The organism is Spirochaetota bacterium (assembly GCA_004297825.1).
Lineage (GTDB): Bacteria > Spirochaetota > UBA4802 > UBA4802 > UBA5368 > FW300-bin19.
This window is the reverse complement of sequence record SCSX01000015.1, coordinates 154,631-179,114: the sequence shown is the minus strand read 5'-3', so window position 1 is coordinate 179,114 and position 24,484 is coordinate 154,631. Positions and strand designations below refer to the sequence as shown.

Below are 24,484 nucleotides of genomic sequence, written 5' to 3'. Positions count from 1 at the left end.
GCCGAGGCCTACTTCAAGGAGAACAACATACAGTACGCCATACTCGAGTACCGGCAGGTGCTCAAGCTCGGCCGCTATGACGAGAAGGTGGACGAGGTGAGGATTCGATCCAAGCTCGCCAAAATCTACACCGATCGCGGAAGCGTCGACGACGCGAAAAAGGAATACCTCATCCTTACCAAGATAGCCCCCCAGGACCACGAGAATTACTACCAGCTCGGGGTCATCTATTTCAATTCAGGCCAGGCGGACAAGGCGGGCAGCTATTTCAAGAAGAGCATCCAGATGAACGGGAAGCTGGACATGGCTCACTATTACCTGGGACAGATCCAGTACAAGGCGAACAATTATACGGACGCGAAACAGTCGTTCATCGAAGCCATCAAGATCGAACCTGCAAATTACCGCGCTCATTATTTCCTGGGGCTGGTCCTTCGCCAGATAGGCGACCACGAATGGGCGATCAAGGAATTCGACGTAGCCCAGAAGAGCGAGGACATCAAGCTTAAGTGCTTCCTTGCCAAGGGCACCTGTTACCTCGAGCGCGATATGCACCCCAAGGCGATCATCGAGTTCGAGAGGGGATTGAAATTCGCGAAGCGCGGCAGCGATACGGAGCTGAACCTCAGGTACTACCTTGCCGCCTCGCAGGAGAACATACGGGATCTCCAGGGCGCGATTGCAAACTGGGAACAGATAGCCGCCGTAAATAAGAACTTCCGCGATGTTTCGGAAAAGCTCAAGACCTATTCCGAGTTCCGGCAGGACGACCGGGTGAAGGATTTCATGATCGCCGGCCTTTCGCAGTTCGAGCACGATTGCCGGAAAATCGTGGAGCACATGGGGCTCTCCGCCATGGACGTGGATATCGTGAGCGACACGGAGATCGAAATCATCGCCGCCGACAACGAGGCGAAGTGGAGAAACGCCCGCATGAGCAACAAGATCGTCCGCATCATGCGCACGACCGATTCGGTGCAGGACAAGCTCCTGCGGCGGCTCCACGAATCGATGAAACAGAAAAACGCGAATCGTATCATTATCATAAGCGCGGGGGATTTCAACCAGTCCGCCGTGGAATTCGCAAATACGCGCCCGATCGAGCTTCTTGGCAAGAGCGATCTTGTCCGCCTGCTCAAGAACATAGGCAACTGACCGCGGCGCGGAAACACAAATAAAGAGCGCATAACGGCACCGTCTGCATGGACAATGTTGAATCCATCCTAAGCTCGATCCCCATATTCTGTCACTGCTCCCGGCAGGAGATCACGCGCCTGCGCGGACAGGGCAGGATCATTCACCTGGCGCGCGGACAGAAGCTGGACGTGAGGGCGCTCGCTACGCTGAACGTGGTCATCCGGGGCATGTTCGAGATAGAGGCGCTCGGACAAAACGATATCATGTACCTCGCTCCCGGATCTTTCTTCGGCGAAATTCCCTTTACCGCGTACAAGCACCGCGGCTCGGTCAAGGCGCTGGTCGACTCCGAGGTCTGCGTTTTCGAGATCGACGAGGTCTTCCGTTTCTTCCTGACCTCTTTCAAAGCGATGAGGGGCTACCTCAAAACGCTCGACAGGATGGGATTCGGGCTTTCGGATGCGGGCCGGAGATATATCGGAACCACGAGCAGGATACTGTGCGCGTACGGACGCAAGGAAGGCCTGGGAACCAGCCTGTTCGCGTCCTGCCTGGGATCGGCCTGCGCGATACGGGGGCGAACGATCGTTCTCGATATGTCGTACAGGGGAACGTCCGTGTTCGACTATTTCGAGCGGAGAATAACGGGCGCCATTTCGCAGAAAAGCAATATCGGCGCGCCCGCCGCGGAAATAATCAGCGAGTGCGTGGCGGATGTCGACGAGCGGCTATCGCTCATGAATATCGCATTCGGGAGCAAAGTTCGGGTCAACCCGGACATACTCTCGCCGATACTCTTCGTGCTCTCCCGCGAATATGAATACATAATCGTGGACCTGTCGGACGAGGACCCGGAACTCAGGGACAGGGTCTTCAGCCTGGCCGATTCGGTCTGCGCGATGCTTCAGCGCGCGCGGGACAGGGAGGACCTGTACGGCATGTTCGACGCCTCCCTCACCGAGGGGCAACGGGTTCTTTACGTGATCAACAGGAACGCGGGCAGGGAACAGGGCCAGGTCGACGGGGCGGTGTTTTTCGATGTCCTCGGGATAAAAAAAGGCGAATCGGCGCATGCTGCCATCAGGGACTTTGCCTCTTCGAAGGGCGCGGTGGAACTCCTGGGCATACTCGCGGGGCCGGCGCGCGCCCTCGTATGCCAGAGTGTGACCTATGAGGCGGCGGCGTTTGCAGGTGTGCTCAATGCCCTCTCGCACGCAGGTCAGGAGTTCAGCTCGATATACTCGTCCTCGTATTCCCAGGTCGTGTCCCTGCTCTTCCTCGCGTCGCGGGACCAGGACGAATTTCTCGGCATTTTGAGCCGGTTTCTGCCGGAAGAGAAATTGGGCTCATTCCTGGACATTACCTTCCCGGAAAGCCATGTGGCGGGTTCGGGCAGGATCCGCAAATTCATGAAGGAGATACTGGGAGACAAGCGAATAGAGTTTTTCAGGAGCGTCCCGATCGCCCTGCTGGCCGAAGGGACCGGGACTGCGCCAAGGCTGTTCAGTACGGGCCCCTCCCGGGACATCGCCGCGGCGTCGTTTGCGCTCCACCCGGTGGTCCAGTCCGTCGAAATTGCCGGTGGCGAGTTCCATTCCGGCATGCCCTACAGGAAGGTCCGTCCGGAAGACCTGTTCAGGTGCGATATAGGCGAAATCGTATACGTGACCGTCAGGAGCAGGCAACCCTTTGAGTTTACGAGCAAACGCGTCATAAAGTTCTATCGCAACTACCTGGAGATGCTGTACCTCTGGAAGGGCGAGGAACGGCTCAACGTGACCGCCGACAAAAACATTCAAATTGATTTGACCGAGCGGACATACAGCCCGGAAAAAATTATCAAACTTTCCGAGGAGATGACAAATAAGTTGTTGATCGCCAAGAGAATATGATGTACTAATAAGTTGTATCACCTTTTGCATTGCGCGTGGAGGCCGTTCAGTATGAGATCCAGGAGTACCAATGTGCTGCAGGCGGTAGTGCTCATCGCGGGTATGCTGTATCTTGCGGCCGGGCTGGTGTTTTTCGTTTCACCCACTCTTTTCGCCGGACTTTTCGGCATAGAGGTGCAGGAGGACTGGTTCAACCAGATCAAGTCCGACAGTTTTGTTGCACCACTTTTTTTCATAGCGCGTGCGTTTGCCGCCACGGTATTCGCCCTGGGCGCTTCCATGGTGCTGCCGCTGTTCGATCCTCTCAGGTATCGTGGGCTCATGTATTTTTCGGGAGTGATGTTCCCGTTCATGGCCGGCCTGTTGTTGTTGGTAAATGGATTTCGCTTTGAGCACCTTGTTCTCAAGGTGTTTGGAGGGATCATACTTCTGATCGGTTCCGGCTTCATATTCGGGCTTGTGATTACCCGGAGAATGGCCCAGGCCGGAGAAGAGTGATCCCGGTAGAGAAATATTTAGGAGAAAAGGAGCAACAAGATGGACCTTAAAACCAAAAAGTCGAACAACGTCATCATACTTTATCTTCAGGGAAAGCTGGATGTGCATGTTTCCGCGGACATAGAGAAAGAAATAAACAAAATTATCAGCCAGGAGCCGGATTGTCACATGCTGCTTAACCTCAGCAGCGTAGAATACATGAGCAGTTCAGGGCTGAGAATCTTTGTCGCGACGATGCGCATTCTCAAGGAATCCAAGCGGAAGCTTAAACTGTGTTCCATGAACAACGCGGTAAAAAAAATATTCGAAGTCGTCGAACTCATGGACATGTTCGACATCTATGAAACAGAAGAAGAAGCGCTGAAAAGCTATTAAATACCCCAGGCAACATGAACTTGATTCCCTGGAGTCGCGCGCGCGGGGACCGAAACTCCGGCTTCGTTACCCCGGCGGTTCACGACATCCCTGTCCCTGCCGATTCCCGCAAACTGGGCCTGCTGGGTGCGCAGGCCATGCGGGGATTAAGGAACTTCCTTATCTTCCAGCGGTTCCCATCGTATGGCTGGCCATACTGGATTCCGCGTCAGCATCCCGGGGGCGAGGCCGCTGTCAGTTCCCCCGTCATCCTGAACCGTTCAGCCAGGGACTGGATATGCTTCTCAAACCAGTTCTCCCCGGAAATACTGCGCATAGATCCGTCCGGTATGATCAGCGCCGCCGACGAATCCTGGGCGCTCGAATTCTGGTGGATGCAGGGTGATTCGCTCATTCGGGCGCAAAATCTCGACGGCACCGTAATTCGAACGCGCGATACCCGGACATCGGTGGTCTCCACTCGCTGGAAATCCGGATCGCTTGACGTGGCCCAATCCCTCTATGGAGCCCGCGGGGCCGCGGATGAAGTGATCGTTCGTTCGGAGATTCAAAACCTGCGTTCCGCCGGGGATGCGAGTTTTCTCATCGTGCTCAGGCCTTACTCCAACGATGCGATAGGCGGACTGGACGCTATTGAATACCGCAAAGACACCAAATCGCTTCGCATAAACGGTGTCGACAGATTCCTGTCCGATACCAGGCCGGACATGGTATTTGCCGGGAACGGGAGCATGGGTGATATAACCCCCTCTACCGGAGATCGCGGGGTCACGAAGATCCAGTGCGTCCAGGGAATGGCGACCATGGCGCTGGGATTCCGGGTAAAAAAGGGTGCACGGATCATTAACCTGAGAATCGGGCTTTCCGGCTCGCGCCCGCTGTCATCCGCCCGCTTTAATCACGACCAGGCGGCCCGGGAGTATGTTGAATTCTCCGGCGGGAAACTCTCCGCCGGGGCGCAGCTCTCCCTGCCGGGGGCGGCTTATACGGAAATGTTCGGTGCATGCAAAGCAGCCATCGTCCACCACTATTCCAGGGTCCTGGCATCCTCGTCAAGGGGATCAAGTCCGGATATTGCCGCGCAGGCGTACCATGTCTGCTCCGCCCTCTCGAGAATGGGCTTCACCGCCGAGGCCTTAAAAATCGCCACCCACTACTTGAAAAATTTCGCCTATCCCGAGCAGCGCTCGCTCCGCGATCATCTTGCCGCGGCATTCACGGTATCCCTGTACGCCGATTACTTCCTGTTTTCCCGCGATGACGATTCGCTGCAAGAGGTCTATCCCGCCATCAAGAGGCTGTCGGATTCCATTGCGGAATTCACCCGCTCCGTGCGCTCGATAGATTCGGCTTCACGGGTAAACTTCATAGACGGGTTCGATATGGAAGTCGCCCATGCACACGATTTTTCCGTCCTGATGGGCGCGTTGAGGCATGGCTCCTATCTCGCGCGCTGTGCGGGAATCTTCGGCGATGAAACGAAATATGCGGCGGAGGTGTCAAGGCTGAAGGGCATAGTGCTGAAATGGTGCGCTTCGGCGCTCGCCGGGGGCGAAACCATCATGCCTGCCGAATTCGCGGCATATTGCATCACCGCGGCGTGGCCGCACGGCCTGAACGCGCTTACCCCCGAGGATACCCGTTCCCTCGTATCGCTCGTGGCCGACAGCCTCCGCGGGCTGCCGGTGTACAATCCTTCTTACGGCGGCTGGGATTCGTATATTTCCCTGGTACTGGCCACAAACCTGCTGCTGGCGGGTGATACGCGCTGTTTCACCATCCTCGATAAATTATGCCCGGCGCCGGGAGAGGCCGTTACCTTCACCGACTTTAAAAATCCGCTTACTGCAAGGGGAGCCCATGGGGAGGGAGAATCGCCAAAAGTCATGTGGGCGATGAGCGCTCTTTTACGCTCCATGCTGTTCATGGACTACGAGCACAGGCTGGAGATAATGCCGCTGCCGCGCATGGAATGGTTCGAGCCCGGAAGCGAAATGGTTATACTACGGGCGCCTTCAAGGTTCGGCGGAATCAGTATGCGCATACTGTGCCTTCCCCACGAGGTTCAATATCATTTTACGGACCTCCCCAAATTCGTACCGCCTGAAATAGTTATAAACCTTCCCTTCAAGGCTAAAATAAAAATTGAAAGCGATTTTATACTTAAAAAAGAGGTTGGGAATTCTTATATTATTAATGGCTGGCCTTCCGTTGTACGGTTTACACGATAGTCCACCAGGGCAGCGGGCATAAGCATGGTGACATTTCTTGTAGCGGCGACAATCATAATAGGCGGCGTGGTGCTGTACCTGATGTATATCAAGCCCAAACTTGATCCCTCTTTTCGCGCGGCCGCCTATGAAAAGCAGAACATGGTATATGAAGCGATCATTGAGTATAAAAAGGTCCTCGATCAGCGTCCTAAGGATTTCATGGCCCATTACCGGCTTGCCAACCTGTATCTTCAACTGAATGAAATCGACCAGGCCATCCTGCATCTCGAACGGGTGATCGAAATCAACAAGTACAATTACGAGATTGACCGGCTCGACATCGAGAAAAAGCTCGCCGACTCCTATTACCGCAGGGACGATGTAGAAAAGGCGTTTCAGACATACCTGGATATCCTGAGCGTTTACCCCGGGGACCCGGACGCGCTTTACCACGCCGCCTTCATTTCACTGGGGCAGGAGGAGTTCGATTTCGCGCAAAAGCATTTCGAGCGACTGGTAAAGGTGAACAAGAACGATTTCGAGGTTTTTTTCGGGGCGGGCATATGTAGTTACCAGAACCAGAAGCTGAACGAGGCCATCAACAATTTCAAGCTTGCGGTTTCGATCAATCCCTATTCGGACGCGGCGAATCTCGCGATGGCGTTTGCCAACCAGAAGAAACGGGACTTCAAGCAGGCCATTCCCTACGCGATCGCGCTCAGGGACCGGACCCCGGATGCCTCGGTAAAGTACCTCGCACTTCGCCTGCATGCGTTTCTTCTGCTCCAGGCGAAAAAGAACGAGGAGGCGCTGAAAGTCTTCCAGGAGGTCGTCGATTTTACGAGGGAAAACGATATGCAGAACGAGCTCATGCTGGCATTGTTCGATATCGGCTATGCAAATCTCAGGTCCGAACGGTCCACGCAGGCGCTTGAGTACTGGAACGAACTGTACCGCATCGATAAAACGTACAACGATATCTATCGTCTCGTCACCCAGCTTCGCCGGGAGATCGATATTGACCTCAAGAGCCTGAGAGACGATTTTGAAATCTCGATAATGGACAATATCGACGAATGGATACAGAACCCGTTTCCGGCGACCTTCCTCTGGGATATCTGCGGACTGAAAAGCGAGCGCAAGCTCGATTTGAAAAACATCATGGTAACGGCACGCATCGCGCGGACGCGGGAGGGAGAGGGAACGCCCCTTGCCGCGGACGGTGATACGATGGAGCTCATCGATAAATTCTGCCAGCTCGACAGCGAAAATTTCAGAATTATCGCAAACAGGGTGGTGGGGAAGATGGGCTATAAGGTTGACCAGATACTTCAGACGTACCGTGAAGCGGACGGGGTGGATTTCATGGCGTACGACGCGGCCACCAAGGACAAAACCCTGGTGTGGGTGAGGCGATGGACCAAAACGATGGTGGGGGAGATACCGCTCAGGAATTTTGCGCAGGCGATCAATGACGCCAAGGCGAAGAAGGGGCTTCTCGTCACTGCATCAGATCTTACCGAACCCGCCAAGGCGAACCTCGACAAGCTCCCCAAGGTGAATGTGATATTCCCCGAGGAACTTGGCGTACACCTGAAGGGGATCATCTAGTCATGATCGATCCGGGAACGGGACCGACAGAGTCCATTCCGCTGGACCGGATCGATTTTTCGGATTCGAGATTCAGGATTGGCAGGATCCATCGCGAGGATGCGCTTGCGCGCTCCGTGGAGATGTTCGGCATACTCTGCCCGCCCACGCTCCTGGCGACGGGAAACGACTATGTCATCATCAGCGGACATAACCGGCTTGAAGCCGCTCGCGCCGTTGGCACGCACGCGGCCGAATGCACGGTATGTCAAACGATATCGCCGCGAATTTTCATGAAACATGCGCTCCTGAAGGCGTACCGCGGCGCGCTCGGTCCCGCGGGAAAGCTGCGCAGCGTCCAGATCGCGCGCTCGTTGGGAGCCGATGAGATCGAGCTTGGACATACTGCGATCCGCGGACTGGGGATCCCGGATGAAATTTACCGGGACCATGCGTTCATATCCGGCGTGCGCGCGCTTCCGGGTGAACTGCTGCGCTACATCGATCAGCGGGACATCGGCTTCAAGCCGCTCAAGTCGCTCATGCGGCTTCCTGCGGAGGGAATCGGGCTTATCGCACAATGGGTGGAGGAGTATTATCTGCGCCTGAATATCTTTCGCGACGCGCTCGAATTGATGCTGGATATCTACCGAAAAAAGGGTTCGATCGAGGAGATCGCCGGCATACTTCCCCGGCCGGGCGCGGATCCCCACGCGGAAGAAGAGAGGCTTCACGAGGCGCTTTTTCGAATCCGCTACCCGGAATATTCCGGAATAATCGCGGCCGCCGACTCCATCCGTGAGCGCTACAGGGACCGCGGGGTCAGCCTTGTGCTGCCGTCAAGGCTCGAGGGCGGCAGCGTGGAAGCGAGGATCAGTTTTGGGAGAAAGGATTCTATCGAGAAAATCGGGAAGGCTATAGGTAGTATCGCTCCCGGGGATATAAGGTCACTCCTGGACCTGCTTTCATGAGCGGGGAGCAGCAGGGCTGCCGCTTTCGAAAAATGCCCCGACTTCGCCCAGGACCTTTTGCCGGGTGTCTTCCAGAGAGAGGGTCGATTTGTACCCCGCGGCGTTCTTGTGCCCGCCACCCCCGTTTTTAAGCGCGATTTCCGCGACGTTATAGTCGCCCTTCGTGCGCATGCTTACCTTGACGGGTCCCTCCACATCCTGTTTCACGAGAACGCTCGCGATCACTCCCTTTATGGTTAGCGGCATATTAATGGAAAGCTCGCCCTCGGGAAACGTGGATCCCGACACGCGGATCATTTCGGGCGTGAGCGTCATCATGATCAGCTTCCCGTCGTAATGTACTTCGGCGGTGGAGAGTATTTTCGCCCTTAGCAGGAAGCTGGAAAGCTCATTGTTTTCATAGATGTGCTCGTAGATTGAGAATGGATTCGCCCCGAGCTCAACCAGGTGCGAAATGATTTTAAACGTCTCGGGGGATGTCTTGGGATACCTGAAGCTTCCCGTATCGAAGAGTATGCCCGTGTAAAGCGCCTGGGCCGCCTTGAAGCTGGGTACGCGATTGTAATACTGGAAAAAAGAATACACGATCTCGCTCGCCGAGGATGCCTCGACCTTGATGAAGTTCGATTCAAGCAGGTCCCTGCCGCCCTCGTGGTGATCGATTACGAACACATCCCTGACGAGCGGGCTCAGTACGCGGTATGACGCCCCGATATTGCTCATATCGTTCGTGTCGAGAACGAATAGCACGTAATCCCCGATGTCCGGGGGAAGGGATTCGGCAGGATCAAAGACGCCGATTTCGCCGTCCGGATCCATGAATTTATATTTTTCGGGCAGGGGATCGGAATTAAGGATACTGGATTTTTTACCCAGTTTGCCCAAGAGCTCGTTGAAGGCGATCTCTGCGCCAAGCCCGTCCCCGTCGGGGCTTTCATGAGTAGATATCAGGAATCTTTCGTGCGCTGAAAGGAACGAATCGAGATTATGATATCCCCTGTACATTATCCCCCGACCTTCGACTCCGCCTTCAGGAGTGGGTAACCCATTTCCTCCCGTATCTCAAGGTAACGTTCGGCGCAGCGGCGGGCAAGGTTGCGTACGCGTGTGATGTAACCCACGCGTTCGGTAACGGAAATTGCGCCCCGGGCGTCCAGCATGTTGAAAACGTGCGAGCACTTGAGTACGTAATCATATGCCGGGAGAACCACCTTGAAATCCTGGTAATCGAGAATCGCAAGGCACTCGCGTTCATATTCGTCGAAACGGGCAAAATGGAGGGCGACATTGGCGATATTGAAGTTGTAGTGCGAAAATTCGATTTCGCTGCGGTGATGCACGTCGCGATAGGTGAGATCCTTGTTCCACCTGATATCGAACACGCTGTTGACGCCCTGGATGTACATGCATATTCGTTCAAGGCCATAGGTGAGCTCCACCGGGATGGGTGAGAGCTCGAAGCTGCCGCATTGCTGGAAATAGGTGAATTGCGTGATTTCCATGCCGTCAAGCCACACCTCCCACCCGAGACCCGATGCGCCCAGGGTGGGGGATTCCCAATCGTCTTCGACGAAGCGCACATCATGCTCTTCCAGCCTGATTCCCAGGGCCCGCAGGGAATCCAGGTAAAGCTCCTGTACATCAAGCGGAGAGGGCTTCAGTATCACCTGGTATTGGTAATAATGCTGCAACCTGTTGGGATTGTCGCCATAGCGCCCGTCCGTGGGACGGCGCGAGGGTTCGACATAGGCCACGTTCCACGGTTCCGGGCCCAGCGCACGCAGGAAGGTTTCGGGATTGAATGTCCCGGCGCCGACCTCCAGGTCGTATCCCTGGATGATGATGCAGCCTTTCCTGGCCCAGTAGTCGTTAAGCGTGGAGATGAGATCCTGAAAATACATGTTCGATACCCTGTTTCCGAGAGTCGCCTCGAGCCGGGCGGGAGGGCGCCCGGTCGGATTTAATCCGGGCGTACGCTCATCTACTGGTTTTTCATGCTCGTGTAAGACTCGTACGCCTCTTTGAGGATCTTATGCAGTAGCTCAAAGTCCTTTTTATTTGTCAAATTAAAATATTCAAGCGCGTCCTCGTCGACGATCTCGAAGCGCATGTTGCGGGTCTCGATCTCGGTAAACGTGTAGGCGAGATAGACCGTATAGACGATATCCTTGTATTTCTCGGCGGCCATGTGGGGGCGGTGATGAAATTCTATGGCCTTGATGAGCGCCTCGTTGAATTTCCACTTCTTGCAGATGAGGCTGCCCAGCGTGCTGTGACTTATCCCCAGGGATATTTCCTCGAGGAGATTGGAGTCGCCCATATTCTTTATGCCCGCAAGGTCCGAGAGGCGCTGTATCTTGTCGGGGTGAATGGAGAGAAGCACGATCTTGCCGATATCCGAAAGCAGCGCGGCGAGGTAGGCGAATTCGGCGAGCTTGGCCTTGCGCATCTGCATCGCGATCCGCTGGGAATAGAAGGCAGTCCGTGACGAATTTTTCCAGATGGTCTCGAACTTTTTATACCGGGCGTCGAGGATTTTCTGGACCCCGGTGGCCACCAGGAGCATGTTGATGCCCTTGGTACCGATAATCATAACGGCTTCCTCGACGGTTTCGATTCGCTTTGCGGTGATATAGCCCGCGGAATTGGCCAGCTTGAGCAGCGCGGTGATAAGCCCGGGGTCGCGCTTGATGCTGTCCGAAATGTCGCGCACGCTCGCCTCGGGATTGGCGCAGAGACGCTGGATCTCCATGATATTTTCAGGGAAGGAGGGGATGTTGTCGACCTCTTCCATGATTTCGTTCGCGATCTGCGTGGAAAATTCCGTTTGGTCGGCTTTCTTGGGGATGACGATCTTCGTTATGGTGAGCTTCCCATCGGTGTCTATGGTGAACGATTCCTCGGGGAATCCGACATTCTTGAAGAGCATGAGCGCCATGATGAGGCCAAGGCCCGCTCCCTCCGAATCATCGAGCACATCGTCGAAGGCTTCCGCTATATCGGCGTATGAATACGCCTTTTTAAGCCTGGCCTCGACCTTCTTGAGCTCTTCGTCGAGTATGGGGATATTGTTGATGACACTCAGGCGAAGGACGTCGGGAAGCGCCTTGAAGAATACGCGCACAATGAGCTTCGCGTCATGGAGCTCGCCCAGGATAGTGCCTTCGGTTCCGAAGACGGTTTCCTTAAAATCCTCCATGCCGGAGCGATACTGATCCCTGTTCTTGATGTCGAGGCCTTTCTGCTTGAAATAAAGCCTCTTGGCGTTCGCCTTGATGGAATTATTGATGACTTCCTTGAGAACGGTGAGGAGAACGTCCTTCAGGTACAAAATGTCGTGGATCTCGAGGAACCGGTGAAGCATCTTGATCAGCTTTTCTTCGACCTCGAGCGTCATCCTTGAGAACTGGACATAGCAGTCTTCGCCGTTCTTGATCGCTTCCTTGAAATCTACGGGGTTTAAAATTATCTGGGTGTCGATCGCGCCTTCCAATTTACCGCTCCTGCACTCCGGCAAGAATTTACTATATATTCGGTTGATCGCAACATCCTCACACAGGCTTTGGATTTTATAAAGCACTTTTTTGGAGCGGGGGATGTTTTGATCGACACGGGGGTTTCCCATTTTTAGCTGCGGTCAGTAAAAATAATTGATTTTGCAGTAAAGTATTGACATGATAATTCAATAGGATACCCCGAGGTAAACAGACCGACGCGGGACCAGAACGCCTGTACAATGGAAGAACCTTAAATGAGCATGGTGTATTTCGCCGATTTCCGGTGCAACAGCAAGGACAATGTTTTCAGCAAGGTCAGGAAACTGTTCCTGAAGGCCGGGTTTGGCGCTTGCCTGCAGGAAAAGGATTTTGTCGCCATAAAGACCCATTTTGGCGAATACGGGAACCTCGCGTTTATACCGGCGCCCGTTCTCAAGACTATCGTGGAGATGGTGACGGGGGCGGGGGGACGGCCTTTCCTGACCGACAGCAACACGCTCTACCGGGGAAGCAGGAGCAACGCGCTCGATCACCTCAGGAACGCGGCAATGAACGGCTTCCTGCTGGAAACCGCGGGAGCGCCCGTCATCATCGCCGACGGGCTCAGGGGAAACGATTTCAGGACCGTGCCCGCAAAGGGAAAATATTTCAAGGACATAAAGATCGCCTCGGCCATACATGACGCCGATGCGGTGGTGGTCGTTTCCCATGTAAAGGGTCACGAGCTCTACGGTTTCGGCGGTGCGATCAAGAACCTCGCGATGGGATGCGCGCCCCCGGCCGGGAAGCAGATGCTCCATTCCGACATGAAGCCGAAGGTGAAGGAGGCGCTGTGCACCGCGTGCAATGCCTGCGTGCGAAGGTGCCCTTCTGACGCCATCATTATCAATGCCCGCAAGAAGGCCGAGATCAATCAGGACGCATGCATAAGCTGCGGCGAATGTACCGTTATCTGCCCCAACGAGGCGGTCCCGGTGCTCTGGAAAACGGATTTCAAGCCGCTGCATGAACGATCGGGCGAATATGTCAAGGCCATGATCGATACGAAGCCGGGCAAATGGATGTTTTTCAATTTTATAATGAACGTATCGCCGCAATGCGACTGTTATTACTGGAACGATACACCGGTGGTGCCCAACCTGGGCATTCTCGCCTCGACGGACCCGGTGGCGATCGACATGGCGTCCGCGGATCTAATAAACAGGGCCGCGCCCATGCCGGGATCCAAGATCGCCGGCAAAGACCCGTCCAAGGACAATCTCCAGGCACTTTACGATATAGACTGGAAATACCAGCTTCAGTACGCGGAAAAAATAGGCATGGGGACATGCGGGTACGAAATCGTGGAGATATGATCCGTTGAGACGAATACGCATATTTTTGCTATATTCCAGGTATTCGGGATTCTGCAGGTACAGGGGAGCACGATGAAAAGTCAGCATGATTTTCCCAATTTAAACGCGAAACGGCCGGACGGCATTAAGCCGAGCGGCAGGCCTTTCAGGGTTATAGTAGTTGAGGACAAGGACTTCCAGAGAAAACAGCTGGTGCAGATACTGGAAAGCGAAGGCTACGAGGTCGTCGCCTCCTTCACGAACGGGCAGGAGGCGGTTAACCACTACGAGCAATATTCCCGCGACCTCGATCTCATCACGACCGATCTCGATATGCCCATACTGGATGGATACGCCCTGCTTTTCGAGCTCGTGCAGAAAAAACCGCGGGCCCGGATCGTATTCATAAGCGATGATACGTCGAAAAACGTGATCCAGGATCTTTTAAAAATGGGAGCGGCTGATTTCATTCTGAAACCAATCCAGCGCGGCAGAATACTTGAGAGGATAAAAATGGTACTCGACAAGGCGCTTAAATCCCAGCAAGCCTCGGACCGGTTGTAGGCGAATACAGTGGATGAACAATTAAGCTCGGCGCTCAACTCGCTTTCGGAACAGACGGGGAAGATCAACATCGCCCTGCATTACGTGGGCGGGGACCTTGAAAAGGCCCGCCAGATGGTCGCGGGGTCCTATCGGGATCTTTTCGCGATCAAGGCGGTGTACACGTCGTCGGCCATGCACGGCGCGGTGCTGATATTCTTCAATCACGTGTACAGCAAGATCGCGAACCCGTTCGCCTACGTGATAGCGTCATATGCGACGAACCAGCTCGATCCCTCGCTGGACTGGCGCGTGTTTGAAAAGGAAATGCAGGAAACGACCGCCGCCGGCGTCCCCGACGAACACCTGGGGAACGCACTCAAGGTGAAACTCTACGAGAGCTTCACCTTCACGTTCGCCCGCGAGCTCTTTCGCTATCTCGAAGGGAATAATTCGATCGCGATCGAACGCGCGTTCCAGAAACTGATCCAGTACATCCTGAACCAGTCGCGAATAGACGTGCGTGTGGAGGCCCAGCAGATTTCCTCGCTCGATATGGAGCTTTTCTCCACTACGAGCGTAAAGCTGGACAGCGCCGCATTGGTGAAGCCGGGGCCGGCCGAACAGCCGAAGGCCGCGGCCGAGGGTGAAAAGACCGCAGGCGGCGACGGGATCGCAGTGGGACGCGAAGGCGTTCAGCTGATCCTCAAGGCCTCGCTCATTCTCGCGCCCATCAAGGGCAAGGAGATTTCGACGCTGCAGCCCGGCGACAGGGTCAAGGTCAGCATCGTCGATAGCTCGCCCAAGGCTGTCCAGGTGGCGCAGGCGCTCAACGCGTACCAGGAAGGGAATTTTAAACCCGTCATAGCGCGGCTGAAGTCGATAACCTTCGATCCGGCGGTCGGATATACCGTGTACGGCATCATAGCCAAGGGGATATTCGTGAAGATACTGGAAGAGGAGAAAAACATCAGGGTCGCCATGGATTCCGCCTATGAAATGGCGAAGGGTGCGGCGCGGTCCGACGAGCCGAAGATGAATCTCAAGGTGGTCATGCTCCTCGTGGCGGCCCTGGTGCTGCTCCTGGGAATAGTGGTGATGTTGATCGTATAGCCTGTCAGACCATTCGCATCGGAACTCCCCTGCCGGTGAGATAGGTTTTAACTTCGCGGATCGTTATCTCCCTGAAATGGAAAATCGACGCCGCAAGGACCGCATCGGCCATTCCCGCGGTCAGTCCCTCGTACATGTGTTCTATGGTGCCGACCCCGCCCGAGGCGATCACCGGAATCGATACGGCCCGCGCGATCGCGCTGGTAAGCTCGATATCGTACCCGATCCTGGTCCCGTCCCTGTCCATGCTGGTGAGCAGGATCTCTCCCGCGCCCAGGTCGCAGGCCCTCATGGCCCACTCGATCGCATCGAATTCCGTGGGGGTCCTGCCGCCGTGCAGATAGACCGTCCATCCCCCGCGATCGTTTTTCTTCGCGTCGATGGCTACGAGTATGCACTGGGAGCCGAATCGAAGCGCCGATTCGCGGATGATCATGGGGTTCTGCACCGCGGCGGTATTAATGGAAACCTTGTCGGCCCCGTTCTCAAGGATCATGCGCACGTCCTCGACGGTACGGATGCCTCCGCCCACCGTAAATGGAATGTTCACCGTTTCCGCGACGTGCTTGACCATATCGAGAATGATGGCCCTCCGATCGGAAGATGCGGTAATATCGAGGAAGACGAGCTCGTCGGCCCCCTCCTCATCGTAAAACTTGCCGTTTTCCACGGGATCGCCCGCATCCTTGAAATTGATGAAATTGACGCCTTTCACGACGCGCCCGTCCTTGACATCCAGGCATGGAATAATTCGCTTGGCCAGCATCCGCGGTCTCTCTTCACAGCGATGATGCGCGGGAAACCGATAAGTTTCCCCGCGTGCGCAATGCTCGGCCGGACGGCGAAAAATTGCAAGTGTTTCATTCCCGGGCGGGAAACAGTGGGGGGATGCGGACACCCGGTACCCCCGAGAAAAGTCATTGACACATCCCGGGTCAAAACCTAGGCTTCTTTATTCGATCCGGCCGCAGGATATTCGCGCCGGCTGAAATCGGCAGGCAAGACGCACTGGCATGAGGAAAACCGCGGCAGAGAAAAAGGCTTTAACCGGTGAATTCGATCGATTCATGAGGCGCTATGCGCCCATGGTGGACGCGCGCATTGAGAATTTTTACCGGGAAAAGCTCGCCTCCGCGTCCATGGATTTCATGCGTGAGATTTACGCCGACCTTCGCGAGTACTGCCTGCGCGATGGGAAAAGAATCAGGCCGCTCATCCTGCTCGCGTCGTACCTGGGATTTTCCCCCCGGGGGAAGAAATCCCTGCGTGGCGTGATCGGTGTGGGCGCGGCGCTGGAGCTCATGCACGCGTTCCTCCTGGTGCAGGACGATATCATCGACAAGTCGGATTCACGGCGGGGGAAGGATTCCCTCCATGTGACGTGCGCGAAGCGCTACGGAAAATCGAGCGCGAATCCCCTGATCGGAACCGATGTCGCGCTCGTGGCGGGAGACGTCCTTTTTTCGAACGCGCTCGAAATGATCAGCGGCGCGGATATCGGCGAAAAGAATATCGGCCCCCTCATGAAATACTTCGGCCTCACCTATGAGCGCACGGCATGGGGGCAGATATACGACAGCCTCAATTCCATGCCGGCGGACATTGAGGCGAGCGCCAGGGCGGCGCTTGACATAAGCATATTGAAAACCGCGCACTATACGGTACACTATCCGATGGTGATGGGGTATGTGCTTACGGGCGGGCGTGACCGGAAAGTCCTTCGCGCGATCAGGGACGCGGCGTTGCCCATGGGACTTGCCTTTCAGCTCAGGGACGATATACTGGGCGTGTTCGGGGACTCGGTAAAAACGGGGAAACCGGCCGATTCCGATATTCTTGAAGGAAAGATGACCGCGCTCGTTGCGCACACGATACTGACCGCGAACGCAAAGGCGCGGGACCGGTTTATCCGGCTTTTCCTCAAGAGAAAAAAGACGGCGGCCGATATCGGGCGGGTGCGCGAACTGATGCGCGAGAGCGGCGCGCTTGACCACGTTCGCGCGATGATACACGAAAACGCGCAATCGGCCGGGAAGGGTTTGGCCAGGCTCGGGATTGACGACAGATCGAGCGCGATATTCAAAGGCCTGATTGAAAGGATAGCGGACGTTCACATGGTATAACCAGATGGAAGGAAGCACACTACGATGAAAGAGACCAGGACCAGGGAAAACGAAACGGGCGTTGCGCGCAAGTATCATAAGGATACATTCGATAAGATTCCCGACAAGAAGCGCGAGCGCATCATGAAGATCGCCACCGCCGAGTTCGCCGACAAGGGATTCAACGGCGCCAATATCAACGTGATCGCGAAGAAGGCGAATATCAGCATCGGGTCGATGTATAATTATTTTTCGACCAAGGAGCACCTCCTGCTCGCCTGCGTCGAGGACGCATACTCGCTCCTCGAAGGAGCGCTCTCAAGCGTCAACCTGGAAGAGGGAACCGTGTTCGACAAGCTTGAAAAGGTCATGCGGCTTGCGATTCATTTTTCGAAATCGCATCCCACCCTCATACAGCTGTACCAGGACATCACCACCGAGGGGCTCGCGCACCTCTCGCGCAAACTTTCGCAGAAAATGGAGAACATCTCGGCGGTTTTCTACCGCAGCCAGATAGAAGAGGCGAAGGCCCAGGGACTGGTCGATGCGGACCTCGACATCCGGGTTGCGACGCTTTGCATCGACAACATCGTGGTGCTATTGCAGTTTTCCTATACCTCGGAGTATTACAAGGAGCGCCTGAAGGTTTTCGTGGGTGATGACGCGTTCGGTGACGATGAGCGCGTGATCGCCGGGATCATGAAATTCATCCGGAACGCGCTCTCCGCCCGCGCCCCGCGCTGATCCCCTCCCGGTTAGCGCCGCGATCAGGCCAGGTCTTCGATTATTTTCAGCGAGGAGCCTGTCTCGTCGGTCCTCGCGAATTCGCGGTCGAAGAGCAGAATGATCTCGGTGCGCACGTCCCGCTTGATCACGAAGTAGTACTCCGCGAGGAGCTTGCGTACCAGGTCCATCCCGCGTCCCGTTTCGGAAACCAGGCTCGACACGTCCTCGCCGCTCTCCGCGGCCCTGAGGATGAGGTTGTTCTGCTCGATTGCGCGGTTCAAACTGTCCAGTATTCTCTTCTTGGAAAGCTTTCCCTTGTAATCGTTAATGGAAATGCCGTACCGCGATTCCCCGCGCGCGAAAAATATATCGACGAAATCCCCTTCCGCGAGCGTGACCGGAACGCGTTTTTCCTTCTCTTTCGTGAAGCCGTGGGAATGATACACGGCGTTGATGAGCATTTCGTTGAGTATCAGAGTCAGCACCGCTTTGCTCGTTATTACGAATCCCCATTCGATGATCTGCGCGATGATGAGGTCGATGGCCTTTTGTATCTGCCCCGAGGCCGTGATCCTGATCTTCCTGATCTCCCCGCCCGCCGGGGAGAGGTAATGGCTGATCCCGAAAATGTTTTTCTTAGTAATGAGCTTGTCCGCGAGGCTGAGGAGCTCTTCGCCGTTGACCGGTTTATGTAAAACATTGCCGATTCCCTCCTCGAAGATGCGCCCGAAAAAATCGTCGATGTTTTTAGCGGTGATCATGATGGTGGGGATGTAAGGATAGTAGGTGCCGATATAATTGTACAGGTCGAACGCGTTATCCCCCGGGAGCTCGACTTCCGTGACGATGAGGTCGAAGTCCTCGGACTTCAAAAGCGCCATGGCATCGTACGCCGATTCGCAGCTTCGTGTCGCGTACCCCGCCGATGCGAACAGCGACTCCAGGGTCTTCCTGTAGGACGTGAAATCTACGATCAATATATTGTACATGACGACGGCTCCCGTCGATTTTCGGCACGTGCAATCATTATAGGCAGGAAGGGGGTCCCGTAAAGCAAAAATGCGGCCTGTCGGGAAAATATGCGCTGGTGTGATGCGCAGTCGTCGACGCCGACAGGGCGGCAAATTCTTATTGATTTTAAGGGCCCCGCGAGTGACACTATTTATGCAAATGTGCATAACCGGGGCGGGGACGAGACCATCACGATGTCGGCCGGCAATTTTAATTGCAAAAAAACGATTTGTTTTCTAGTGTGCTGATTCGGACGACCGGCCGGAAAATGGGTGCTGGTCGGGCCGTGATTTCCCGGGGGACAAATGAAAATACTGGTGACGGGTGCTGCGGGGTTTATCGGCTACTTCACGGCGAAAAGGCTGCTCGACGAGGGCCATGAGGTCGTGGGACTCGATAATTTTAATTCATATTACGATGTTTCCCTCAAGGAATCGCGCGCGTTCCTCCTGGACGCATACGCGAATTTCGAAATGAAGCGGGTGGACCTTGCGGACGCGGCCGCCGTTGAGGGGGTATTCAAGGACGCTTCGTTCAGCCACGTTGTCCACCTTGCCGCGCAGGCCGGTGTCCGCTACAGCCTTGAGAATCCGCGGGCGTATGTTGAAAGCAATCTAATGGGCTTCGTGAACATACTCGAATGCTGCAGGCATTACCGTGTAGAGCACCTCGTATTCGCTTCATCGAGCTCCGTGTACGGTGCCAACACGAAGATACCGTTTTCAGTGCACCATAACGTGGACCACCCCGTATCACTGTATGCCGCCTCCAAAAAGTCCAACGAGCTCATGGCCCATAGTTACGCCCACCTATTTGGGTTGCCGGCGACCGGGCTTCGCTTCTTTACGGTTTACGGCCCCTGGGGCAGGCCCGATATGGCCTATTATTCGTTCACGAGCTCGATTATCAAGGGAATCCCGATAGACGTGTTCAACAATGGCAAGATGCGGCGCGATTTCACGTATATCGACGATATCATTGACGGAATTTGCAGGGTCATACCCCGGAAACCGGTTCCCGATCCCGCGTGGTCCGGCAAGAACCCTGATCCCGGATCCGCGGCCGCCCCCTACCGGATATATAATATCGGAAATAACAAGCCGACGGAGCTCATGCGCTTTATCGAGATCATCGAAAAATCGCTCGGGAAAAAGGCGGCCCTGAATTTCAAGCCGATGCAGCCCGGGGATGTAAAGGAGACCTATGCCGACATCGATGACCTCTCCAGGGACACCGGGTATTCGCCCCGCACGACGGTCGAAGAGGGAATACCCAAATTCATCGCCTGGTATCGTGAGTATCATGGCGTCTAATCGCTTAAAAACCGGCTTGACGTAATGAATCGCATCTGAGTTATTTGCGATTCTGACAGCAGTGCCTGTATCAACCTAATACTGGAGGCGTGTGTGAAAGTAACTGTGGTGGGTTCCGGATATGTGGGCCTCGTGACGGGAGCCTGTTTCGCCGAAATGGGAAACGATGTCTGGTGTGTCGACATCGACGAAAAGAAAATTGAGAAGCTGAAAAAAGGCATTATCCCGATATATGAACCCGGTCTCGAAGAGATCGTCAAGCGCAACGTCGGCGGGGGAAGGCTGCAGTTTTCGAAAAAACTCCAGGACGGACTCGCAGATTCGCTCTTCGTGTTCATCGCGGTGGGAACCCCTCCCGACGAGGACGGGTCTGCGGACCTGCAGCACGTCCTCACCGTCGCACGTGAAATAGGCCGTACCATGGAGCGCTACCTCATCGTCGTAAATAAATCCACCGTCCCCGTGGGGACCGCCGACAAGGTGAAGGCGGCCATCATGGAAGAGCTGGCCAACCGGGGCCGGACCGACCTCGAATGCGACGTGGTATCGAATCCGGAATTTTTGAAAGAGGGTGCGGCCCTCGAGGATTTCATGAGACCGGACCGCATAATTATCGGAACCGACAACGTCCGCACAGGCGAGCTCATGAAGGAGCTTTACGGAACATTTACCAGGAGCAGCAACCGAGTCCTGGTTATGGACGTGCATTCGGCGGAACTGACCAAGTACGCGGCGAACGCGATGCTCGCCACGCGGATAAGTTTCATGAACGAGCTTGCGCACCTGTGCACAATTGCCGGCGCCGACATAGAAAGCGTCCGCAGCGGGATCGGGTCGGATTCACGTATCGGGTCGGCATTCCTGTATGCGGGGCTTGGGTACGGGGGGTCGTGTTTCCCCAAGGACGTTAAAGCGCTCATCTATACGCTCAAGGAGCACGGTCTCGACGCGAAAATATTGAGCGCCGTCGAAGAGGTGAACAAAAGGCAGCGCGCCCTGTTCGCGGGGAAGGTGCTCGAACATTTCAATGGCAGCGTAAAGGGAAAGACATTCGCCGTGTGGGGACTCGCATTCAAGCCCCAGACCGATGACATGCGCGAAGCCCCCTCCATCGATATCATCAATATCCTCAGGGAGCACGGCGCCCGGTTCAAGGCGCACGATCCCGTTGCCATGGATGTGGCGAAATCGATTATCGGCGCTTCAAATATCGAATATATCGCGAATTCGTACGATGTGCTCGACGGGGCCGACGCACTGCTGCTGCTCACGGAGTGGAACCAGTTCCGAAAACCTGACTATGAAAAAATCAAAGCACACCTGAAATCCCCGGTGGTGTTCGACGGACGCAATGTCTATGACCCGCTGAAGATGAGGGAAATGGGATTCGAATACTATTCGATCGGCAGGGTGTAAGGCCATTTGCCGCGACGAGGCGGCGACTGGTCAGATCTTGATCGGCGGGGCGTCATACCCCGCCGGTTTTATTACAAGGCCTTGAGAACATCCAGCGCAGCGTCTTTGTAGCGCTTGTCCGCATCGCCTGAAATCACGATCTGCAAAAATTCCCGGCATTTTGTGATGTCTTTCATTCTCTGGCAGGCAATCGCGGAGTTAATGAGCGCGCAATGCTTGATGAAGCTGAATGTTCCCATATCCAGAGGCTTCAACAGGGCGAACTGCTCCAGGGCTTCGGTATATTTTCCCTGCTGGAAAAAGCATTTCCCCACAAAGTACCAGGATATGCCGCGGATTGACCCGAGCGAAGGGTTCGCGGAAAGGCTTGCCTTGAAACTTTCACCGGAAAGATCGTAAAGCCGCTCCCTGTAGGCGACGAACCCGGCGTACAGCTGGTTCCTCTTTGCGATCGATGCATCGTTCATCAAATCCTTCCAATAAGCTCCATCCTCCTCGTACAATGGAATCGATTTTTCATCCGGGACGGCCGGAACGGCGAATAGCGCAAGGGCGGAACAGAAAACGGCAAGGAGGATCGCTGGCTTTTTTTTCATGTCGTATCCGGTTATTCCTTCGCGTCCGGGATAGAAATGCTTGATTTTCCCGGCCGGGGTCCTGTACAGTTGTCTCCCGGGGAAATGCAAATTTCAAGAAAAAATTATGAAATTCGCGGAACCGTCATCGGGGCGAATGCGGCAGTTGACCTTGGATGACATTAAGCTCTGCCGGGCGTGCGAAAGCAGCATTCACGTAGAATAATGCGCGGAGGAACGAATCATGCCGGGAATGAATTACGGGCTCGAAGGAAAAGTCGCGGTGGTTACGGGCGGCAGCCGGGGCATAGGGCTCCAGATAGCGCGGACACTGCTTGAACAGAAGGCGAAGGTTGTTGTATGCGGGCGCAAGAAGGAAGGCCTGGATGCCGCTGCCGCGTCCCTTGGAGGGGGCGACTCGCTCCTCACCGTCCAGGCTCATATAGCAAAGGAGGAGGACGTCGATTCGTTGTTTGCCGCGGTCCTGGACCGGTTCGGAAGGGTGGATATACTGATCAATAACGTGGGGATGAACCTTATTACCCCTTCGATCGCCGACGCGGAACTTGCAAGCTGGCAGAAGATAATGGAATCGAACCTCACCGGGACCTTTCTCTGTTCCCGGCGCGCGGCGCGCATCATGAGAGACCAGAAGTACGGGAAGATCGTGAGCATTTCGTCGATCGCCGGCAGAAAGGCATCTCCCGCGATGGGCATCTACGGGATAGCCAAGGCGGGTATCGAAATGCTTACCAGGGTACTCGCGTTTGAGCTGGCGGCGTACAATGTGCAGGTAAACGCGGTCGCCCCCGGGATGGTAAGAACGGATTTCAGCAAGCCGTTCTGGTCAAACAAGGATATATACGACCAGATTGTAAAAACGGTGCCGATGGGCAGGATTGCGGAGCCCATGGACGTGGTACATCCCACGCTCTTCCTGTGCTCCGACGCCGCCGGTTTTATCACGGGGCAGGTAGTCCTGGTCGACGGCGGAACCACCGCGTAAGAACCCAGGGTCCAGAAAAAAGCCTTTGACTTTTCCCCGCTCGGGGGCATATACTTGATAAGGTTATGTTCCCGGACGGCGAAAATGGAAGTTCAAAATATAAGTGGACCCGATGTGATCACGAGGGGATTCAGTCCCGAAGGTTCCGGCGCGCAGCAGCCGGAAAAGACGCCCAGGGATAACCCGGAACCGGCACCCAGGCGTGAAGAAGGTCGGGGCGAGCAAGTAGATACCTACGCATAGGCGCCAGAGATGCCAATATCAAAATCAGACAAAACCGCATACAACGAGTACGTAAAGGATCTCAAGACCGACAAGGAGGCTTCGTACAAACACATCACCGAGCTTCAGAAAAAGCAGAAAGAGCTGCCCCGTATCAAGGCCTATTACGTGATCGAGTCCGTGCTCGAGTTGTTGAAGATAATTTCGCTTGAATTGAACATGAGCGACGCGTCGCTTGAAATAATGAATTTTAAGAATGAGAACAGCCTCAAGAACGCGCGCAAGGAATTTATAAATGTTCTCCAGAAGATGGAAGATCTCGTGGGGAACCAGATCGACAGGTCGCTCAAGGAGAACGAGGACTATCTCCAGGCGCTCGACAGGATAAGCCCGAAGCAATGGCTGGATTTCATCAAGCGACTTCACTATGTCCTTTCCACGCTCATCGAAAAAATCGGCGAGACCTCCAAGTGGAAGTGGTCCTTCGTCGATCTCAACGCACGGGTGGCGGTGATAACCAAGAACGTCATCAATTTTTCCGATATACAGAAATACCGCGATCCGCGCACGGAGTTCTTCCGTGAACGCCAGGAGCTCATGAGGATTTGCAGGTCCAGCCTCAGGGATGTGGCGCAACAGTACCGGAACAAGTACGAGCAATCCACAAAGGTCCCCGGGGATATGCTGAAATCGCTCGAGTTTCTCGCCGTGCTCAGGAAAATATTGATATTGTTCTCGGAAACCGACGAAGCGAACAAGGTTAAGAATACCATCGATGCGCTCAGGGCGAGGATGGAAGCCGACGAAAAAGACAAAGACAAAAAAGATAAAAAATCCGAAAAAAGCGAATAATCCCCTTCTTATTATAAACAATAATATTATTTTGACTTGACGGAGACGAAGTTTTTTATTAATATATTAGCACTCAATAAGTTGGAGTGCTAATAAGC

22 protein-coding genes are annotated in these 24,484 nt (G+C 54.9%); 16 read left to right on the top strand and 6 right to left on the bottom strand.

Annotation, left to right across the window (positions count from 1 at the left end; translation table 11 throughout):
• From EPN93_03320 to EPN93_03290, 7 genes are all read left to right on the top strand, one after another.
• A partial coding sequence (locus tag EPN93_03320; GenBank protein ID TAL39121.1) for a tetratricopeptide repeat protein occupies positions 1 to 1,155 on the top strand: 1,155 nt, incomplete at its 5' end.
• 47 nt (positions 1,156 to 1,202) lie between these two features.
• Positions 1,203 to 3,029, top strand: a complete 1,827-nt coding sequence (locus EPN93_03315) for a hypothetical protein (protein TAL39120.1) — start codon at positions 1,203 to 1,205, stop codon at positions 3,027 to 3,029.
• Between the two features lie 51 nt (positions 3,030 to 3,080).
• Entirely contained in the window at positions 3,081 to 3,527 is a 447-nt protein-coding gene (locus EPN93_03310; GenBank protein TAL39119.1) for a hypothetical protein, read from the top strand.
• 39 nt (positions 3,528 to 3,566) lie between these two features.
• Entirely contained in the window at positions 3,567 to 3,902 is a 336-nt protein-coding gene (locus EPN93_03305; GenBank protein TAL39118.1) for an anti-sigma factor antagonist, read from the top strand.
• 14 nt (positions 3,903 to 3,916) lie between these two features.
• Entirely contained in the window at positions 3,917 to 6,133 is a 2,217-nt protein-coding gene (locus tag EPN93_03300; protein TAL39117.1) for a hypothetical protein, read from the top strand.
• Positions 6,134 to 6,157: 24 nt separating this feature from the next.
• Positions 6,158 to 7,726, top strand: a complete 1,569-nt coding sequence (locus tag EPN93_03295) for a tetratricopeptide repeat protein (GenBank protein TAL39116.1) — start codon at positions 6,158 to 6,160, stop codon at positions 7,724 to 7,726.
• Between the two features lie 2 nt (positions 7,727 to 7,728).
• A complete protein-coding gene (locus tag EPN93_03290) occupies positions 7,729 to 8,676 on the top strand; it encodes a hypothetical protein (GenBank protein TAL39115.1) in 948 nt (315 codons plus the stop codon).
• Here EPN93_03290 and EPN93_03285 read toward each other — a convergent pair.
• From EPN93_03285 to EPN93_03275, 3 genes are all read right to left on the bottom strand, one after another.
• Positions 8,671 to 9,681, bottom strand: coding sequence for a bifunctional oligoribonuclease/PAP phosphatase NrnA (locus tag EPN93_03285; protein TAL39114.1), 1,011 nt, complete (start codon positions 9,679 to 9,681; stop codon positions 8,671 to 8,673). The genes EPN93_03290 and EPN93_03285 overlap by 6 nt on opposite strands.
• Positions 9,681 to 10,577, bottom strand: coding sequence for a glycine--tRNA ligase subunit alpha (locus tag EPN93_03280; protein ID TAL39113.1), 897 nt, complete (start codon positions 10,575 to 10,577; stop codon positions 9,681 to 9,683). The genes EPN93_03285 and EPN93_03280 overlap by 1 nt, the downstream gene beginning before the upstream one ends.
• A gap of 80 nt (positions 10,578 to 10,657) precedes the next feature.
• Positions 10,658 to 12,301, bottom strand: a complete 1,644-nt coding sequence (locus EPN93_03275) for an HDOD domain-containing protein (GenBank protein TAL39112.1) — start codon at positions 12,299 to 12,301, stop codon at positions 10,658 to 10,660.
• 126 nt (positions 12,302 to 12,427) lie between these two features.
• Here EPN93_03275 and EPN93_03270 point away from each other — a divergent pair, with 126 nt between their 5' ends.
• From EPN93_03270 to EPN93_03260, 3 genes are all read left to right on the top strand, one after another.
• On the top strand, positions 12,428 to 13,528 hold the full coding sequence (locus EPN93_03270) for a DUF362 domain-containing protein (protein ID TAL39111.1): 1,101 nt from the start codon (positions 12,428 to 12,430) through the stop codon (positions 13,526 to 13,528).
• A 72-nt stretch (positions 13,529 to 13,600) separates the two neighbouring features.
• A complete protein-coding gene (locus tag EPN93_03265; protein TAL39110.1) occupies positions 13,601 to 14,071 on the top strand; it encodes a response regulator in 471 nt (156 codons plus the stop codon).
• A gap of 9 nt (positions 14,072 to 14,080) precedes the next feature.
• Positions 14,081 to 15,163, top strand: coding sequence for a hypothetical protein (locus EPN93_03260; GenBank protein TAL39109.1), 1,083 nt, complete (start codon positions 14,081 to 14,083; stop codon positions 15,161 to 15,163).
• A gap of 4 nt (positions 15,164 to 15,167) precedes the next feature.
• Here the strand turns inward: EPN93_03260 and hisF are convergent, their stop codons facing one another.
• Complete coding sequence (hisF, locus tag EPN93_03255) at positions 15,168 to 15,929, bottom strand: imidazole glycerol phosphate synthase subunit HisF (protein TAL39108.1); 762 nt, start codon at positions 15,927 to 15,929, stop codon at positions 15,168 to 15,170.
• 247 nt (positions 15,930 to 16,176) lie between these two features.
• Here hisF and EPN93_03250 point away from each other — a divergent pair, with 247 nt between their 5' ends.
• Complete coding sequence (locus EPN93_03250; GenBank protein ID TAL39107.1) at positions 16,177 to 17,286, top strand: polyprenyl synthetase family protein; 1,110 nt, start codon at positions 16,177 to 16,179, stop codon at positions 17,284 to 17,286.
• Between the two features lie 24 nt (positions 17,287 to 17,310).
• Complete coding sequence (locus EPN93_03245; GenBank protein TAL39106.1) at positions 17,311 to 18,009, top strand: TetR/AcrR family transcriptional regulator; 699 nt, start codon at positions 17,311 to 17,313, stop codon at positions 18,007 to 18,009.
• Between the two features lie 23 nt (positions 18,010 to 18,032).
• Here the strand turns inward: EPN93_03245 and EPN93_03240 are convergent, their stop codons facing one another.
• Positions 18,033 to 19,169 (bottom strand): response regulator, encoded by a 1,137-nt coding sequence (locus tag EPN93_03240; protein TAL39105.1) that lies wholly within the window; start codon positions 19,167 to 19,169, stop codon positions 18,033 to 18,035.
• 138 nt (positions 19,170 to 19,307) lie between these two features.
• On the opposite strand from EPN93_03240, the gene EPN93_03235 reads away from it, so the two are divergent.
• Entirely contained in the window at positions 19,308 to 20,315 is a 1,008-nt protein-coding gene (locus EPN93_03235; GenBank protein ID TAL39104.1) for an NAD-dependent epimerase, read from the top strand.
• Between the two features lie 93 nt (positions 20,316 to 20,408).
• Positions 20,409 to 21,731 carry a UDP-glucose/GDP-mannose dehydrogenase family protein gene (locus EPN93_03230; protein ID TAL39103.1) on the top strand — a complete coding sequence of 441 codons (1,323 nt, stop codon included), beginning with the start codon at positions 20,409 to 20,411 and terminating at the stop codon, positions 21,729 to 21,731.
• Between the two features lie 71 nt (positions 21,732 to 21,802).
• On the opposite strand, the gene EPN93_03225 is transcribed toward EPN93_03230, so the two are convergent.
• Positions 21,803 to 22,327 (bottom strand): tetratricopeptide repeat protein, encoded by a 525-nt coding sequence (locus EPN93_03225; GenBank protein TAL39102.1) that lies wholly within the window; start codon positions 22,325 to 22,327, stop codon positions 21,803 to 21,805.
• A 223-nt stretch (positions 22,328 to 22,550) separates the two neighbouring features.
• Here EPN93_03225 and EPN93_03220 point away from each other — a divergent pair, with 223 nt between their 5' ends.
• Both EPN93_03220 and EPN93_03215 read left to right on the top strand, forming a co-directional pair.
• Positions 22,551 to 23,312, top strand: a complete 762-nt coding sequence (locus EPN93_03220) for an SDR family oxidoreductase (protein TAL39101.1) — start codon at positions 22,551 to 22,553, stop codon at positions 23,310 to 23,312.
• A 252-nt stretch (positions 23,313 to 23,564) separates the two neighbouring features.
• The gene (locus EPN93_03215) at positions 23,565 to 24,386 is read left to right on the top strand and encodes a hypothetical protein (protein ID TAL39100.1); all 822 of its coding nucleotides are present in this window, start codon (positions 23,565 to 23,567) and stop codon (positions 24,384 to 24,386) included.
• Positions 24,387 to 24,484: the final 98 nt, after the last annotated feature.